The sequence below is a fragment of the Rosettibacter sp. KY25 genome, assembly GCF_057554405.1.
Genome location: NZ_BAAJAO010000006.1, coordinates 37810 through 53105, shown reverse-complemented (window position 1 = coordinate 53105; position 15296 = coordinate 37810). Strand labels below are relative to the sequence as shown.

The 15296-nt window shown below is 31.6% G+C and carries 15 protein-coding genes; 3 read left to right on the top strand and 12 right to left on the bottom strand.

From position 1 onward, the window contains the following. Positions 1-79: 79 nt before the first annotated feature. The 3 genes from AC27L2_RS05375 to AC27L2_RS05365 all read left to right on the top strand — a co-directional run bounded on the left by AC27L2_RS05375 (position 80) and on the right by AC27L2_RS05365 (position 5240). Positions 80-3655: a pectinesterase family protein gene (locus AC27L2_RS05375; RefSeq protein WP_487210671.1), complete on the top strand. Its 3576-nt coding sequence runs from the start codon at positions 80-82 to the stop codon at positions 3653-3655. A gap of 187 nt (positions 3656-3842) precedes the next feature. After that, positions 3843-4781: an alpha/beta hydrolase fold domain-containing protein gene (locus AC27L2_RS05370; protein ID WP_487210670.1), complete on the top strand. Its 939-nt coding sequence runs from the start codon at positions 3843-3845 to the stop codon at positions 4779-4781. An 84-nt stretch (positions 4782-4865) separates the two neighbouring features. Next, a complete protein-coding gene (locus tag AC27L2_RS05365; protein ID WP_487210668.1) occupies positions 4866-5240 on the top strand; it encodes a hypothetical protein in 375 nt (124 codons plus the stop codon). Here AC27L2_RS05365 and AC27L2_RS05360 read toward each other — a convergent pair. The 12 genes from AC27L2_RS05360 to AC27L2_RS05305 all read right to left on the bottom strand — a co-directional run bounded on the left by AC27L2_RS05360 (position 5237) and on the right by AC27L2_RS05305 (position 15285). Next, entirely contained in the window at positions 5237-5734 is a 498-nt protein-coding gene (locus AC27L2_RS05360) for a hypothetical protein (RefSeq protein ID WP_487210667.1), read from the bottom strand. The two genes, AC27L2_RS05365 and AC27L2_RS05360, sit on opposite strands and share 4 nt — an antisense overlap. Positions 5735-5822: 88 nt before the next feature. Continuing rightward, positions 5823-6215 (bottom strand): M67 family metallopeptidase, encoded by a 393-nt coding sequence (locus AC27L2_RS05355; RefSeq protein ID WP_487210666.1) that lies wholly within the window; start codon positions 6213-6215, stop codon positions 5823-5825. Positions 6216-6218: 3 nt separating this feature from the next. Continuing rightward, on the bottom strand, positions 6219-6446 hold the full coding sequence (locus AC27L2_RS05350) for a sulfurtransferase TusA family protein (RefSeq protein ID WP_487210665.1): 228 nt from the start codon (positions 6444-6446) through the stop codon (positions 6219-6221). Then, complete coding sequence (locus AC27L2_RS05345) at positions 6443-6919, bottom strand: DsrE/DsrF/DrsH-like family protein (RefSeq protein ID WP_487210664.1); 477 nt, start codon at positions 6917-6919, stop codon at positions 6443-6445. Before AC27L2_RS05345 ends, AC27L2_RS05350 begins: the two co-directional genes overlap by 4 nt. Positions 6920-6930: 11 nt before the next feature. Next, the gene (locus AC27L2_RS05340) at positions 6931-7734 is read right to left on the bottom strand and encodes a HesA/MoeB/ThiF family protein (protein WP_487210663.1); all 804 of its coding nucleotides are present in this window, start codon (positions 7732-7734) and stop codon (positions 6931-6933) included. Between the two features lie 14 nt (positions 7735-7748). Continuing rightward, complete coding sequence (locus tag AC27L2_RS05335; RefSeq protein ID WP_487210662.1) at positions 7749-8984, bottom strand: O-acetylhomoserine aminocarboxypropyltransferase/cysteine synthase family protein; 1236 nt, start codon at positions 8982-8984, stop codon at positions 7749-7751. Beyond that, a complete protein-coding gene (thiS, locus tag AC27L2_RS05330) occupies positions 8974-9192 on the bottom strand; it encodes a sulfur carrier protein ThiS (protein ID WP_487210661.1) in 219 nt (72 codons plus the stop codon). The genes AC27L2_RS05335 and thiS overlap by 11 nt, the downstream gene beginning before the upstream one ends. Positions 9193-9201: 9 nt before the next feature. Beyond that, positions 9202-10125 (bottom strand): cysteine synthase A, encoded by a 924-nt coding sequence (cysK, locus tag AC27L2_RS05325; protein ID WP_487210660.1) that lies wholly within the window; start codon positions 10123-10125, stop codon positions 9202-9204. A gap of 14 nt (positions 10126-10139) precedes the next feature. After that, the gene (locus tag AC27L2_RS05320) at positions 10140-10382 is read right to left on the bottom strand and encodes a sulfurtransferase TusA family protein (RefSeq protein WP_487210659.1); all 243 of its coding nucleotides are present in this window, start codon (positions 10380-10382) and stop codon (positions 10140-10142) included. Continuing rightward, on the bottom strand, positions 10375-12588 hold the full coding sequence (locus AC27L2_RS05315) for a nitrite/sulfite reductase (RefSeq protein ID WP_487210658.1): 2214 nt from the start codon (positions 12586-12588) through the stop codon (positions 10375-10377). The genes AC27L2_RS05320 and AC27L2_RS05315 overlap by 8 nt, the downstream gene beginning before the upstream one ends. A 19-nt stretch (positions 12589-12607) precedes the next feature. Continuing rightward, a complete protein-coding gene (gene cobA / locus AC27L2_RS05310; RefSeq protein ID WP_487210657.1) occupies positions 12608-13918 on the bottom strand; it encodes a uroporphyrinogen-III C-methyltransferase in 1311 nt (436 codons plus the stop codon). 11 nt (positions 13919-13929) lie between these two features. Continuing rightward, the gene (locus AC27L2_RS05305; RefSeq protein ID WP_487210656.1) at positions 13930-15285 is read right to left on the bottom strand and encodes a sulfate adenylyltransferase subunit 1; all 1356 of its coding nucleotides are present in this window, start codon (positions 15283-15285) and stop codon (positions 13930-13932) included. Positions 15286-15296: the final 11 nt, after the last annotated feature.

Genomic DNA, 15296 nt, shown 5'->3' with positions numbered 1-15296 from the left:
AAATCCGTCTTAGATTTATTTAGCAGTATCATTCCATTTCTGAAATTAAGCAATTACAATTCAATAAATGGAGGCATCTATGAAGAAATTTTTATCGGTAATTATTCTATTAATTTTAACGAGTAATTTTTATTCACAAAACAATGCATTTGTTGAATGGAAGTGTGTTCCTCCTGATAGCCAAAAGGTTTCTGTTGTTCAGGGAAATTTAATTGGCTTTCCTCAAATTGGAAGTCTTAATTTTGTTGTAAGAAGTTATACTGGAACAAATGCCGGTCCTCTTGGAACAAATCAAAGGTGGTGGCCACACGATGGCACAAATCCACTTTCATGGGGGAATGAAACCGGTCAAGTTGAAACAAGATATGTGCAATTTTCTTTGATGCCTAAAGCTGGAAACAGTTTTCATGCTGATTCGATTTCATTATGGCTTGGTGGCGGTGGAACAAGTTATATGAGAGCAAATATTTGGTACTCAATTGGTTCTTCATTTGTCAATGCTCAAAAGTTAAATCCAAATCCATTAGTGCTTGGAAATAATAATGATTCATTGTATGCTTTTAAAATTAATGCAAATGTTAATGACGGTGATACACTTTTTGTAAGAATTTATCCATGGTATGAAGGTTCTCCTTCAACATCAAAATATCTTTATATTCAAGATGTTAAAATCTGGGGAACAACTAAAGGAAAAACATATCAGGCTTCTGCAACATGGCCTCTTACTAATCCTGCAGATGGCGGAACTGGTTTTGCAGTTATAACAACTGGACAAGTAACAGCTCAAGATGAATATTTTCACAACACAGAAATCAATCAATATACCGGACCAAATAATAGTCAAAGAATAAGAATGGCAGGAACAAATAATACCTGGCCAGCAGGATTAACAGACCAGATTGATTCTGTTTATGTTCAATTTTCAGTTTCTCCTAAATCTGGTTATACATTTTATGTGAATAAAATTTCTTTCGATATTGGTGCTAAAAGTTCAAGCACATTTAAGGCTAATGTATGGATTTCTACAAAACCAGATTTCAGCAATGCAATTAAATTGAATTATCAAACAAGCGACCAAACAGGTCATAACTACTTAAATCCAAATGCATTAGAACATTTTGAATTCGACCAAAATATTGTTGTTAAATCAGGTGAAACATTTTACTTGAGATTTTATCCTTGGCATGAAAGTTCATCTATCTCAACAGGCAAATATATGTGTTTGCAAAATATTGTAATTGCAGGTGAAGTTGAAGGAAGCCCAGTTGCATCAAAAGTAATTTGGCCCTATGAAACTGGTGAAGAGTATGAAACAACTGGACCAATTTTAGGAGAACCTGTTAAATACAGTCCAACAATGAAATTTTATGGAACAACTCAACTTCCAGATACAAAAGGAAATAATTTGAAATGCGGTGCAATTCAAACTGTTTCTAAAACATGGTATGCAGAACCAAACCCAACTGATACACTTTATTTCCAATACACAGCTAAACCAAAACATGGGGGAACTTTGTATGTTGATTCAGTCTCTTTATACATGGGCGGATGGTTCTCAAGCAACTTAAGAGCAGCAGTTTATTATTCTAAAGATTCCACATTTGCAACAAAAACATTATTGATAAAAGACACTTCTTTGGTTGGCAACAAAGTTAACAAGTATGGTGCTAAACTCGAAGAAATAATTAACACAGGAGAAAAATTTTATTTGAGAATTTATCCTCATAATACAAAAGCAGAAGGATGGGCAAAATTAATTGCAGTAGATAGTGTTCAAATTATTGGAAAAGTTTTGGGTGTAACTGCTGACCCGCCGACTGTAGTTACAAGTCCTGTAACTGATATTTCAACTACATTTGCAACAAGCGGCGGCAATATTCCAAATGATGGTGGAGCAATTGTTACTGCAAGAGGTGTTTGCTGGAATACTAAGGGTAGTCCAACGATTTCGGATAATAAAACAAATGATGGAAGCGGCTCTGGTTCCTTCAAAAGCAGAATGACAGGATTAACCCCAGGCACAAAATATTTTGTTCGTGCTTATGCTATAAATGATGCAGGAATTTCCTACGGTGAACAAATTGAATTTACTACTCTTGATTCTTTGACTGTTCCTGTTGTTAAAACAAATACTGTAACAAATATACTGGCTAAAACAGCAGTAAGTGGCGGTGAAGTTGTAAGCTGGGGTGGTGATACTGTTATTGTAAGAGGAGTATGCTGGAATAAAAAAGGTAATCCAACAATTAACGATTTCAAAACTGAAAATGGAAATGGATTAGGAAAGTTTACAAGTATTTTATACCCATTAGAACCAAATACAACTTACTATGTTCGTGCTTATGCAACAAACAGCAAAGGAACTGGATATGGTGAAGAATATTCATTTAAGACTCAAGAAATGATGCCGGCTGTTACAAAAGTAGTAGCAAAAGATGGAACTGGAGATTACAAATCTGTTCAAGCTGCATTTAATGATGTTCCAGATTATTATACCGGTCCTTACACAATTTTTGTTAAAAAAGGAATTTATTACGAAAAATTATTGCTTCCTGCATCAAAGACTAATGTTATTCTTAAAGGAGAAGACAGAGACAGCACAATTTTAACTTATGATGATTATGCAGGTAAAAATAATTTAGGAACTTCTGGTTCATACAGCGTTGCAATCGATGCAGATGATTTTACAGCAATTAATATTACTTTCCAGAATACAATTAAAAATGATGGCACTCATGGTAGCAGTGAACAGGCTGTTGCATTAAGAGTTAATGGCGATAGACAGCAATATTTCAATTGCAAATTACTTGGTTATCAAGATACTTATTATACATGGGGTGGAAGAGGTGCAGGAAGAATTTATATGAAGAATTGTTACATCGAAGGTTCTGTTGATTTTATATTTGGTAGAGACATTGTTGTTTTTGATTCATGTGAAATTCATATTAATAGAGAAGGTGGAACTTTAACTGCTGCAAGCACTGATGCAGAATCAAAATTTGGTTATGTATTTAGAGATTGCAAAATAACTGCAGATTCAATTGGTTTTGATGGAAGAAGAATTACATCATTTGTGCTTGGAAGACCTTGGCAGGCAAAACCAAGAACTGTATTTATCAACTGCTATGAACCTGCTTCATTAAATCCTGCTGGTTGGTCAACATGGAATGTAACTCCAGCTCTTTATGCTGAATATAAATGCTATGGCCCAGGTTCTGATATTTCAAAAAGATTAACTTCTATATCAAGACAACTGACAGATGAAGAAGCAAAAGATTATACGCTTCAAAATATTTTCTCTAAAAATACAAATCCAAATTTTGGATATGACTGGATGCCGGATGTAATAACTTCTGTTGAAGAAAAAGAAGCTGGTATAAAAGAAATTCCTACTAATTATTCTTTATCTCAAAATTATCCGAATCCATTTAATCCTTCTACTACAATAAATTATTCACTGCCAAAAGCAGGAAAAGTAAAACTTATTGTTTATAATATTGTTGGTCAAAAAGTTGCTACACTGGTTGATGAATTTCAAAATCCTGGATATTATAAGATTCAATTCAATGCATCAATGCTTGCAAGCGGTGTATATTTCTATCAATTATTAACAGATGATTTTGTAATGTCCAAAAAAATGATTTTATTGAAGTAAAAGGGGATTATCATAAAAAATGGAACGCAGATTTCTCTGGTTGGGCAGATTGTCGTAGTAAATCTGCTTAATCGGAGAAATCTGCAATTTTTATTTTGATAAAGATTGATTCACAAAACTCTAAAGCATTTTTGAAAAAATATTTTAGAAATCTTTTTGATCACCTCGTTAATTTATGAGGTAAACTATGAGAGTAGTTTTATTTTTACTTTTCGTATCAAATTTAATTTTTTCACAAAACCAAATTCTACGAGATACTTCTTTTACATTACATTCTGCATATGAAAAAATTAAAGAAGATTTTCCTTTTGCCAAACCAGCAGTCATAAATAAAAATGTGACTGTTAAGAAAAATATAGTTTATCATAAAGAAGGAAATCGAAAACTTCATCTTGACCTTTTTATGCCAAAAGCAAATAAAGAATTTTTACCTTGCATAATAATCATTCATGGCGGCGGCTGGCGTTCTGGTCATAAAGAAATGGAATGGGCTTTAGCTTCTAACCTTGCATCAGAAAATTTTATAACAGCAACTATTGAATATCGACTTTCAACCGAAGCTTTGTATCCAGCTTCTGTTTTTGATATTAAACATGCAGTTCTATTTCTTAAAGAAAATTCGAAAAAATATAACATTGATACTAACAAAATTATTTTGATGGGACAATCAGCAGGAGGACAGCTTGCAGCATTAGCGGGGGTGACTACAGGAAAAAAATATGAACCTTCCAATAAAAAATTTTCAACAAAAGTAAAAGCAATAATTGACATTGATGGCGTTCTTGATATGACAACTCCATCAGAGAGCGGAAAAGATACAATTCCATCCAAACCGTCTGCTGCAAAAATGTGGCTTGGATTTACTTACAAGGAAAAACCAGAATTATGGGTTGAAGCCTCTCCTTTAACTTATATTGGAAAAGATACACCACCAATTCTTTTTATAAACAGTTCAATACCAAGATTTCATGCTGGAAGAGACGAAGCAATTGAAATTATGAAAAAGCATAATATCTATTATGAAATTCACACCATTGAAAATACTCCACATACATTTTGGTTATTCCAGCCATGGCATAGTGAAGTTGTGAAAATCATAGTGAATTTTTTAAGTAAAGTTTTATGATTTTTTTATGCTTTGATTTGAATCAATAAAAATGATTTAAATAATTTTAAAACTCTTCGATAATTATAAAAAAAAGAGTACCAGATGGAACCCATTAAAAATGAGCATTTCTTTTTGAGTTCATTATTTAAAGAAATTTATGATAAAAAAGATTTTCTAAAAGAAGAATATAAACTGAAAGATTCTGCAGAAATTTCAAACACAGCAAAAGTATTTGATAAGCTTGATAAGTTTTTAAATCTTGGTAGAACCAACCGTCTTGATATTGATGACCTGAATGACAAAGAAAAAGAAGAATTCTTAAAAATGCTAAGTGAGTTACTTAAACGCGGAATTGTTGGTTACGAAATTCTTGAAGTTAATGGAAAACCCGAAAAGCATTATATTGTTAATCAGATTGGCGATGAGAGAATTTATGGTGCAAAGCTTTACAAGAAAAGAGGATATTATAAAGATTAAGCAATAACATTGACGAGTGTGCCTGGGTCCCTTGCGTAATTTAAGTGATAAATTTTATTAATTCTTTTCTGAATGTAACTTAACTCTTCATTTTTCTTTTTTGGTTGAAAAATCATTCCATCAATTATGATATAAAATCCCTTCTCATTTTTTGATTCAACAGACTTTTGTGTTTCTTCTTCGCTGTAGTAATGTCGATAAAAATTTTTTCTTGTTCTTTTAACTTTTTTTGTTTCATTGAATATCGTAGAACTTTCAAGTGGGCGGGCAACAGGAGTGTATTCTTGAAATCTTAATTCATTATGATTTTTTAAATCTTCATCAGCTTTTTCAGTAACAATTGCAAATTTTTTATCATCAGATAAATTTTTAAGGAATGTGTTGTAATCGATTTCTTTTTTAATTTCATTTATATTTTTGATGCTGAAAGAATTAATCTTTGCATCAAGATATTCGCCGATTGGAAGGATTATATTTTGGTTATTGATTGTCATAATTTGATTCCATTCCCTGAACAATAATAAATTAAAAGAGTAACTAATTCAAGATTATTTTTTAATTAATTGATTTCTGTCAAAATATTTATAGTGGTATAATCTCTTCTTCTGTTACATTTTTTTCTTTGTCGATGCTGAAGCATTTTAGCTTATCTTCTGAGACTGAATAAATTAAATACTTCATTGAAGTATCGTTAGCAAAGCGAATGTCTTCCCGAGACATTCTTGCAGGCGAAGCAGGATGAGAGTGATAAACAGCAATTAGCTTTGCCCCTTTTTGTCTTGCATATTTGACTGCATTGAATTGTTCTTTTGGGTCAAAAGTAAAATGTTCATTGGATTTATCTGTGTTTGTCATTTTGATAATATCAATAACAGTGTCATCATTACCAATAAGATAACCGCAGGCTTCGATAGGGAAATCGATTTTGCTGTGTTCAATAATTTTTTCAATAATTGTCTTAGGAATTTTTATCATTTGTTAACCCTTCTCAATAATTACCATATGGATATCATCTTGAATTTTTTTAATATCGATTACTTTATTTCCTTGTTCAGTAACAGTTTTAGGAACATTTTCCAAAGGTTCGCCTTCTTTGAGAATTACCTCAAGAATATCACCTTTTTGAAGTTTTTCAAGTTCGAGTTTTGTTTTTACAAAAGTCATTGGGCAGTGATCTTTTGTAATATCTAATCTTACAGTTTTCATATGAATAATATTTCACCTCCTTCGGAAAGATCTAAGAATTTTGCTACCCCAAGAATTTCTTTGACTTCAGGAATAAAATCTTCTTTTTTCAGTCCAAGAATATTTATTGACATTTCACAGGCATACAAATTCACATTCAATTGAATTGCTGCATCTACTAATTCTTGTAGAGTTGCAACATTTCTTTTTTTCATTAATCCAGTCATTAATTTTGGGCTTATACCTGCAAAGTTTAATCTGCTTAGAGGAAGATTTTTAAATCCGCCCATTAAAAAGTTAAAAGTTCTTGCAAGTAAACCTTTGCCAGCTGGATTTCTTCCTTTATATTTTTTGATAACATTTAATCCCCAGAAAGTAAAGAACAAATTTACTTCATAATTAACTGCAGCTGCTCCCGAAGCAATTGTAAAAGCTGCGATAGCTTTATCAAAATCGCCGCTGAAAAGTACAATTGATAATTTTTTATTATTCATAACAAAGCCCTTTATAATTTTAGTTCACAAACTGGTTGTTCATAATCCTGCAGTTCTTTAATTGTTGGATTTTTTCCACAAACAGAACAATTCTCATTTTTCTTTAATTTGATTTCTCTAAATTTTCCAGTTAGAGCATTGAAAGTAAGCAGTCTATTTGTTAGAAGTTCGCCGGCATTCAAAATAAATTTTAATGCTTCGTTTGCCTGTATCGTTCCGATTATTCCAGCAACAGCTCCGAGAATACCAGCTTCGCTGCATGTAGGCACAACTCCTTTGGGCGGCGGTTCTTTGAAAATGCATCTGTAGCACATATTACCTGGAGTATATGTAAATGTTTGTCCATCAAATCGTAATATACCTGCGTGAGAAAAAGGTTTATTGTGCATAACGCACGCATCGTTTACTAAAAATTTTGTTGGGAAATTGTCTGTCCCATCAATAATGAAATCATAGTCTTTAATGATATCTGCAATATTTTTTGAATTTAATCTTGTGTTATATGTAATTACTTTTACATCTGGATTAAGTTTCTCAATCTTAACTTTTGCAGATTCAACTTTTGGTGAATTTATGTCTTCAGTGAAATGAATAATCTGTCGTTGCAGATTGCTTAAATCAACAACATCACTGTCAACAACTCCAAGTGTCCCAACACCTGCAGCTGCTAAGTATAATAATACAGGAGAGCCTAATCCACCGGCACCAATAACAAGAATTTTTGATTCAAGCAATTTTTTTTGTCCAGCACCGCCTACTTCTTTTAATATTATGTTTCTGCTGTATCTAATAATTTGTTCTTCTGTAAAGTTCATATTAAAATTTCCTTTCAAATTTTTTCTAAAGATTGATTGAAATCTTCTATGATGTCATTAATATTTTCAAGTCCTGCTGATACTCTTATCATGTTATCAGTTACTCCAGCCATTTGCTTTTCTTCTTCTGAACAGTTTAAGTAAATCGTAGAATCAGGATGGATTACAAGAGTACGAGTATCTCCAATATTTGCCAGATTTTTTGCAAGTTTTAAATTGTTAATGAATTTAAAACAATCGTCTTTTGATTTTAGGTTGAATGTAAGTAATCCGCTGAATTTATTATTGAATTGTTTAGAACCAATATTATGAAATTTATTTTCAGGCAGACCAGGGTAATTTACATTTATAACTTTATTATGAGATTTTAAGAATTCAGCTAATTTAATTGTATTGCTGCAGTGTTTTTCCATCCTTAGATGAAGAGTTTCCAATCCAAGCAAATGTAAGTAAGCATTAAATGGTGAAGGTGAAAAACCAATATTTTGATAAATTTTTGACCTTGCAGCAGCAAGAAATGCAAAGCTGCCTGCTTTTTTGATTGTATCATGAATTAATTTATTTGTTGTTTTCCGCCAGTCATAATTGCCAGTATCAATTAAGATTCCGCCTATAGCGGTTCCATTGCCTGTGATATATTTTGTTGCAGAATGAATAATAATATCTGCACCAAAATATTTTGACCTCCATAGATATGGTGTTGCAAGAGTATTATCAACTATTACAGGAATATTATACTCTTTTGCCTTTTCTGAGATTAATTTCAAATTAGGTATTTCGAGTTTAGGATTACTGATTGATTCTAAAAATATCATTTTTGTTTTTGTGTTTATTAGTTTACCCCATGAATCAATATCATTGATGTCAACATAATTAACTTTAACTCCATATCTATTCATTACTTCTCTAAAGAATGAATAAGTTCCTCCAAACAAACAGCTTGAAGAGATTATCTCATCTTCCATTTGTGTAAGAGTAAAAACTACTGTAGCAATTGCAGCCATACCTGATGAAGTTGCAATTGCACCAATTCCTTCTTCAAGTGCATTCATTCTTAGTTCAAAAGCTGTTACAGTAGGATTTGCAATTCGTGAATAAACATAACCAAATTTTTTACCTTCGAATACATCTCTAATCTCTTCAGCAGTGTTATATGCAAATGATGCACTTTCATAAATTGGAATTGAAGTAGCACCAAATTTTTCATCTTTAAAGTTTCCGGCATGAATTGCCTTAGTTTCAATTTCCATGACATCCACCACCCATGAAATATAAAAATTCTATTGTGTCTTTATCTTTAAGTGTAATTTTATCATAATCATTTCTGTCTACAATTTCACCATTTAGTTCAACAGAAACCATTTCTGGCATTTCAACATTTTTTATTTTTAATAATTCAATTATTGTTAAAGAGTCTTTCTCAATATTTTCTGATTGTCCATTAATTGTTAACTCCATGGTACCTCCTTATGATGTAAAAAATGAAATTGATAAATATCTTTCTCCTGTATCAGGAAAAATTACAACAATCAATTTGTCTTTATTTTCTTTTCTTTTAGAAACTTCTAAAGCAGCATACATGGCAGCACCGCTTGATATTCCAACAAGAATTCCTTCTTCTCTTATAATTCTTTTTGCCATATTAATTGCATCTTCATTTTTAACCTGAATTATTTCATCTATGATATTGACATTTAATACTTCAGGAATAAAGCCTGCACCAATACCTTGAATCATGTGTGGACCTGGTTTTCCTCCAGAAAGTACGGGCGAACTGAATGGTTCGACAGCAATAGATTTTAATTCTGGTTTCCTTTGCTTTAAAATTTCTGAGACTCCTGTAATTGTGCCACCAGTTCCTACTCCAGCAACGAATATGTCTACTTTTCCCTCTGTATCTTCCCAAATTTCTTCGGCTGTAGTTTTTCTATGAATTTCTGGATTTGCAGGATTTTTAAATTGATAAGGCATAAATGAATTTTTTGTGTTTCTTAAAATTTCTTCAGCTTTATCAATTGAACCTTGCATCCCTTTTTCTGCTGGAGTTAGAATTACTTCTGCTCCAAATAATTCTAATAATTTTTTTCTTTCAATACTCATTGTTTCTGGCATTGTTATTATAACCTTATATCCTTTAGCTGCTGCAACATAAGCAAGTGCAAGTCCTGTATTTCCAGATGTTGGTTCGACAATAATTGTATCTTTATTAATAAGACCTTTTTTCTCTGCATCTTCAATCATGGCAATTCCAATTCGGTCTTTAACAGATGCACATGGATTAAATGATTCTAATTTTGCTACTATTGTGGCATATGAACCATTAGTAATTTTATTTATCCGAACCAGAGGAGTATTTCCAATTAATTTTGTTATGTCTTCTGCAATTTTCATTTTATACTCAAATTTTATTTCTTAACAAAAATTTTCCAGAATCGTTCATTAATTTTTTCCTGAATTAAAATTTCATGGCCATCCTGTTTTAATGATAAGGGAACATTTTTAATTGGTTGTCCATCATCCAGAATTACTTCCAGAATATCTCCTACCTGCATTGTTTCTAATTTTAATTTTGTTCTAACATAATTAAGCGGGCAGGGAACACCTTTCAAGTCTAATGTTTCATTGGCTTTAATTTGTATTTCAGACATCTTCTTCTCCTGTTACTTTTGCGCATTCGAGTATTTTTAAATTTGGTAAAAGTCGTAAGTATGATTTATCAGCATCTTCAACAAATTTTTTTGTGTATTCCAAAATTTCAAATGAAGTTTGTTTATTATCAGAAGAATATTTCCAGATGAAATAATTATCTTTAATATCATTCCAGTTGTTGCATAACCAATTTTTAGGAACAATCCTGTTAACAAATTCCGTTAATATTTCTTCTTCGTTTTGCGGTTCAATTCCTTCAAGATATACATACATTTTTGAGCATTTTAATATTGAATCGAGGCATTTTTGTTTTACATTGTTCCATTCTTCCAAATTAAAATCATCTTCAGCTTCATAAATATTTCTAATTGAATCGTAGAGATTAATAGCCATGATATCAAGAAGACTTCCAGCACATTCACCGCGCGATTCTGCTTCCATCTTAAATTCATCTTGAAATCCTGGTTCACGGAAGTATTCATAATTTTCTTTATCTACTTTTGAATTTTTTATTAACAATTTCCTGAATTGATCAATTCCAATTCGATCGACAAATTCAAAAAATTGTTCGCCTTCTAATTTTTGTTCTTTCCATAATTCTATAACATCCTTTACAAAATTGTGTGCATTTACAGCAGGAATTTTTCCAATTACTTGTCCAATTCTATCACGCTGATTGAAAACATTTCCACCGATTAAAACAACATAATGAGGTGATAGTTTGCCGTCTACTTTTAATGAAGCACCAAAAAATCCAAGGTCGCCAATATGATGCTGTCCGCAAGAATTTGGGCAGCCCGAAATATGAATTCTTATACCGTTAAGTTCATCTAAATTTTTTCCAATATGTTCTGCAAAATTATATGGATGAGTAACTGCAAGACGGCATGAAAAAGCACCGGGGCAGGATACAATTTCCCGCATTGCTTCTGTTTCAGTACCAATGAAGTTGTTGTATTTAAGAAATTGAAATGAATCTTTTAAGAATTTTTCTTCAATCCATGGTATCAGAATTTTTTGAGTTGGTGTAATTCTCAAAAAGCCTTCTGCATGAGAATCAGCAAATTCTGCTATCACATTTAATTGGTCTGAAGTTAAATTGCCTAAAGGAGGTTTGATTAATAATGCAAAATAATTTGGTTGTTTTTGTTTGATGATATATTTCTCTAAAAATGTTTTCCATAATGGTTCGTTTTCAGTATCAATGTCGTCGTATAAAGGAAATTTAATTTTATTATGATTTTGTGGTCCATCTTCTCTTCCATTTTTTGTTGGTGCAGGAAGAGGGAAATTATTTATGTAATGTTCAAGTTCATTATCGATTTTTCTTACTTTTTTTATTGCTTCAAATTCTTGAAGTACAAGTTCTTTAAAGTTATCAAAGCCAATTCTGGCAATTAGGAATTTCATTCTTGCACGATTTCTATTTTTTCTTTCCTCGGTTCCATGCTTATGAAATGTTCTTAAAATTGCTTCGGCAAGAGGATAGAATTCTGTTACAGGAATAAAATCAAAAAGAAGATTTGAAGTCATAGGAACCGAGCCAAGTCCTCCACCTACATAAATTCTAAAACCAAATTCTTCTTTTCCATTGGTTCTTTTTTGAGCAATGCAGCCAATATCATGAATTCTTGAATATGCTAAATCTTCTTCGCTTTCAGAAAATGATATTTTAAATTTTCTTGGCAAAGTAGAAGATAAAGGATGTCTTAAAAAATATCTTGTGCAATAAACAGCATAAGGCAGAACATCAAAATTTTCATCAGGATTAATTCCTGATAAATATGAAGAAGTAATGTTGCGTACACTATTTCCGCAGGCTTCTTTTGTGGTAATTCCTACATCGGCTAACATTCTTAATATTGTTGGAATATCCTCAATTTTTACAAAATGTATTTGAATATCCTGTCGAGTTGTTAAATGTGCATGACCTGACCCCACATAAAGCTCAACAATTTTTGCTATTTGTCTAATTTGTTCGGATAATATGAAACCACTTGGAATTTTTATTCTCTGCATGTGAATGCCTTCGCCGTGATGTCTTACTCCGTAGGTTCCAAATGTTAATCTATAACCCTTAAATCTCTCGGGATGAATTTCCCCGGCTTTTAATTTATGTATAATTTCTTCATATTCATCAATTTCAGAATAAACATCAAAATTTTTGTTAATATCAATTTGTTCCCAGATTTTAATCTGTTCCATTTTATCTCCTTTCAAAATTTTATTTGGTATTTAATTCAATTTTATCGAGAGATTCTATTTTAATATGAGGCAGAATAGTCGAGAAATTTGTTACCTCTCCAAAAACGAGAACAGCAGGCAATTCAGCTTCTTTAGAAGCTTCAATTAAATTTTCTAAAGTTGTAAGCAATACTTTTTGATTGCTTCTTGCAGCGTTTGAGATTATTGCTGCAGGTAAATTTTTTTCTACACCATATTGAATAGCATGTTTAACAATATTTTCTGCTTGAGTTAATCCCATTAAAACAATTGTAGTGTGATTTTTTCTTTTCAATAAGTCAATCCATGAAGTATCAAAAACATTTCCATTCAAATGTCCTGTTACAATAGTTACAGAAGAAGAATAATCGCGCATGGTTGAAGGAATTCCAGCAGCTAATGGAGCGCAAAAAGCAGAAGAAATTCCAGGAATTATTTCTACTTCAATATTATTATTTATTAAGAATAATGCTTCTTCTGCACCGCGGCCAAATACGTAGGGGTCGCCGTTTTTTAATCTGCCTACTTTCAGACCCTGTTTAGCATAAAAAAGCATAAGTTTATTAATTTCATCCTGTGAGATTGAATGTGAGCCTTTGCATTTACCTACATAAATTTTTTCAGCTTTATCAGGAACGATGTTCAAAATTTCTTTTGTGATTAAATGGTCATATAAAACCACATCTAAGTTTTGAATAACCTTGAAAGCTCTAATAGTTAATAAATCTGCTCCCCCAATTCCACAGCCGATTATAAATACTTTTCCAAAGAGTTTTAGAGTTTCATTTTTTGTTTCTTCAATATTTACAATACCATTAATTCTTTCATTTAATTTTTTTTCGGCGATATCACCTAATTTCTCCGGTAAAAATTCTTTTATCTTGTCTCTTACAATTTTTGTTAAAGTTGGACTTGCACCATCACTTGAAACGGCAATTTTCAGATTTTTATAAATTAATAATGAAGAAAAATAGAAGTCGCATTCTTCTGGAACATCTACAGTATTAATTAAAATAAATCTTTCTTTTTTAATTTCTTTCAGTATAGAATTGACCTCTTTGTTACCAGTTGCATCAATGATGATATTAAAATTAGCCGCATCATTTTTTTCAAATTTTTTAATTCTGTATGGGAATGATAATTTTTTTAATTCATCGCAAAGTTTTTCTGAAATAACAAAGAAATCTATGTTGTTCTCTTTCAGAACATTAATTTTTTGAAGAGCAACTTTGCCGCCGCCGATGATTAAGATATTTGGATTTCTCAACAATATAGGCAGCGAATTTATTTTATACTTATTTGATTCTTTCATTTTTATAAACCTTATTCTATTGCAGTTTTTATTTCCCAGTGCGGGAAAAATTTTTTTACCAGCTGATAAAACTCTTTTTCGAATTCAGAATAGTTAAAAGTTTCTTGTTTTATCTCTTCTTCTAAAGCTTCTACAATTATTCCTCCGCCTGCAATATCGTATTCATCTACAATAACAAATCGACCTGTTGATTTTATTTGATTGAACAAATCAAAGCTTATTGGTTTATCTGTTTTGAAAATTATTTGTGCTACTTCATTTCGATGAACTTCGTTTTGATTTGTAAAACTTTCAAGATTCGAGGCATTCATAACAGAGATTATTTTTTCAATGCTGAGTCCAGTCTTATTTGTGCCGATTTTTAGTTTATATTTGTTATTCATTCTCAGCGGATTTTTTCCCATCCAGAAGATGTTTGCTTTGAACCTGTTTGTTGTAAAAGGTAATTTCTGATCTGCTCTGCAAATTAAATCGCCTGCTTTGACATAAATTTGGGTAGTGAGTGTAATTCCAATTGCCTGCTCAGCATATGCAAAAAGAGGAGAGTCTTTCCCAAAAATTTCAATTGTTTTAACAGTCGATTTTTTATTTGATGGTAGAAAAATTATTTCATCACCAACATTAATAGTTCCTGAATTTATTGTTCCTGCAATAATTCTTCTGTTATCACCATTCTCTGTAAATTTATATACACCCTGAACAAACATTCTGAAATCTTTATCTTGATCTTCAACTTCTTTTTCAAAAGAATCAATTATTTCGAGAATTGTTTTGCCAGTATACCAAGACATTAAATCAGAGTGCTCAATTAAGTTCAAACCAAGTCTTGCTGAGATAGGAATGTAAGTAATCGGAACTATTCCAATTTCTTTCAGGAAAATGGAATACTCATTTTTTATTTCATTAAATTTTTCTTTGCTGTAATTAACAAGGTCCATTTTATTAATTGCAACAACAATTTGTTTTATTCCGAGCAATGAAAGCATGTATGCATGCCGTTTAGAATTTTCTGCAATGCCTTCGTGAGCATCAATTAAAAGAATAGCAGCTTCTGCTCTTGCAGCACCGCTTATCATGTTTTTCAGAAATTCGATGTGTCCTGGCGCATCAATAATGATGTATTCTCTTTTTGAGGTTTTAAAAAATACTCTTGCTGTATCAATAGTAATTCCCTGGGATTGTTCATCAATAAGAGCATCAAGCAGAAAAGCATATTCAAATGGTTTTGCATTTAATTCACAATTTCTTTTTACCTGCTCAAGTTTACCAACAGGTAATGAATTTGTATCGGCAAGTAATCTGCCAATTAAAGTACTTTTGCCGTGGTCAACATGTCCAACTACAACAATGTTCATTCTTTCTTTCATATTTCCCCTGT

Excerpts from the sequence above, each read along its gene's own strand:
- cysK (WP_487210660.1), bottom strand. The coding sequence starts at position 10,125 with ATGAAAATTGCAGAAGACATAACAAAATTAATTGGAAATACTCCTCTG.
- AC27L2_RS05360 (WP_487210667.1), bottom strand. The coding sequence starts at position 5,734 with ATGACAATCAATAACCAAAATATAATCCTTCCAATCGGCGAATATCTT.
- AC27L2_RS05320 (WP_487210659.1), bottom strand. The coding sequence starts at position 10,382 with ATGTCTGAAATACAAATTAAAGCCAATGAAACATTAGACTTGAAAGGT.
- AC27L2_RS05335 (WP_487210662.1), bottom strand. The coding sequence starts at position 8,984 with ATGGAAATTGAAACTAAGGCAATTCATGCCGGAAACTTTAAAGATGAA.
- AC27L2_RS05345 (WP_487210664.1), bottom strand. The coding sequence starts at position 6,919 with ATGAATAATAAAAAATTATCAATTGTACTTTTCAGCGGCGATTTTGAT.
- AC27L2_RS05375 (WP_487210671.1), top strand. The coding sequence starts at position 80 with ATGAAGAAATTTTTATCGGTAATTATTCTATTAATTTTAACGAGTAAT.
- AC27L2_RS05355 (WP_487210666.1), bottom strand. The coding sequence starts at position 6,215 with ATGATAAAAATTCCTAAGACAATTATTGAAAAAATTATTGAACACAGC.
- AC27L2_RS05365 (WP_487210668.1), top strand. The coding sequence starts at position 4,866 with ATGGAACCCATTAAAAATGAGCATTTCTTTTTGAGTTCATTATTTAAA.
- AC27L2_RS05370 (WP_487210670.1), top strand. The coding sequence starts at position 3,843 with ATGAGAGTAGTTTTATTTTTACTTTTCGTATCAAATTTAATTTTTTCA.
- AC27L2_RS05305 (WP_487210656.1), bottom strand. The coding sequence starts at position 15,285 with ATGAAAGAAAGAATGAACATTGTTGTAGTTGGACATGTTGACCACGGC.
- AC27L2_RS05350 (WP_487210665.1), bottom strand. The coding sequence starts at position 6,446 with ATGAAAACTGTAAGATTAGATATTACAAAAGATCACTGCCCAATGACT.
- thiS (WP_487210661.1), bottom strand. The coding sequence starts at position 9,192 with ATGGAGTTAACAATTAATGGACAATCAGAAAATATTGAGAAAGACTCT.
- AC27L2_RS05315 (WP_487210658.1), bottom strand. The coding sequence starts at position 12,588 with ATGGAACAGATTAAAATCTGGGAACAAATTGATATTAACAAAAATTTT.
- cobA (WP_487210657.1), bottom strand. The coding sequence starts at position 13,918 with ATGAAAGAATCAAATAAGTATAAAATAAATTCGCTGCCTATATTGTTG.
- AC27L2_RS05340 (WP_487210663.1), bottom strand. The coding sequence starts at position 7,734 with ATGAACTTTACAGAAGAACAAATTATTAGATACAGCAGAAACATAATA.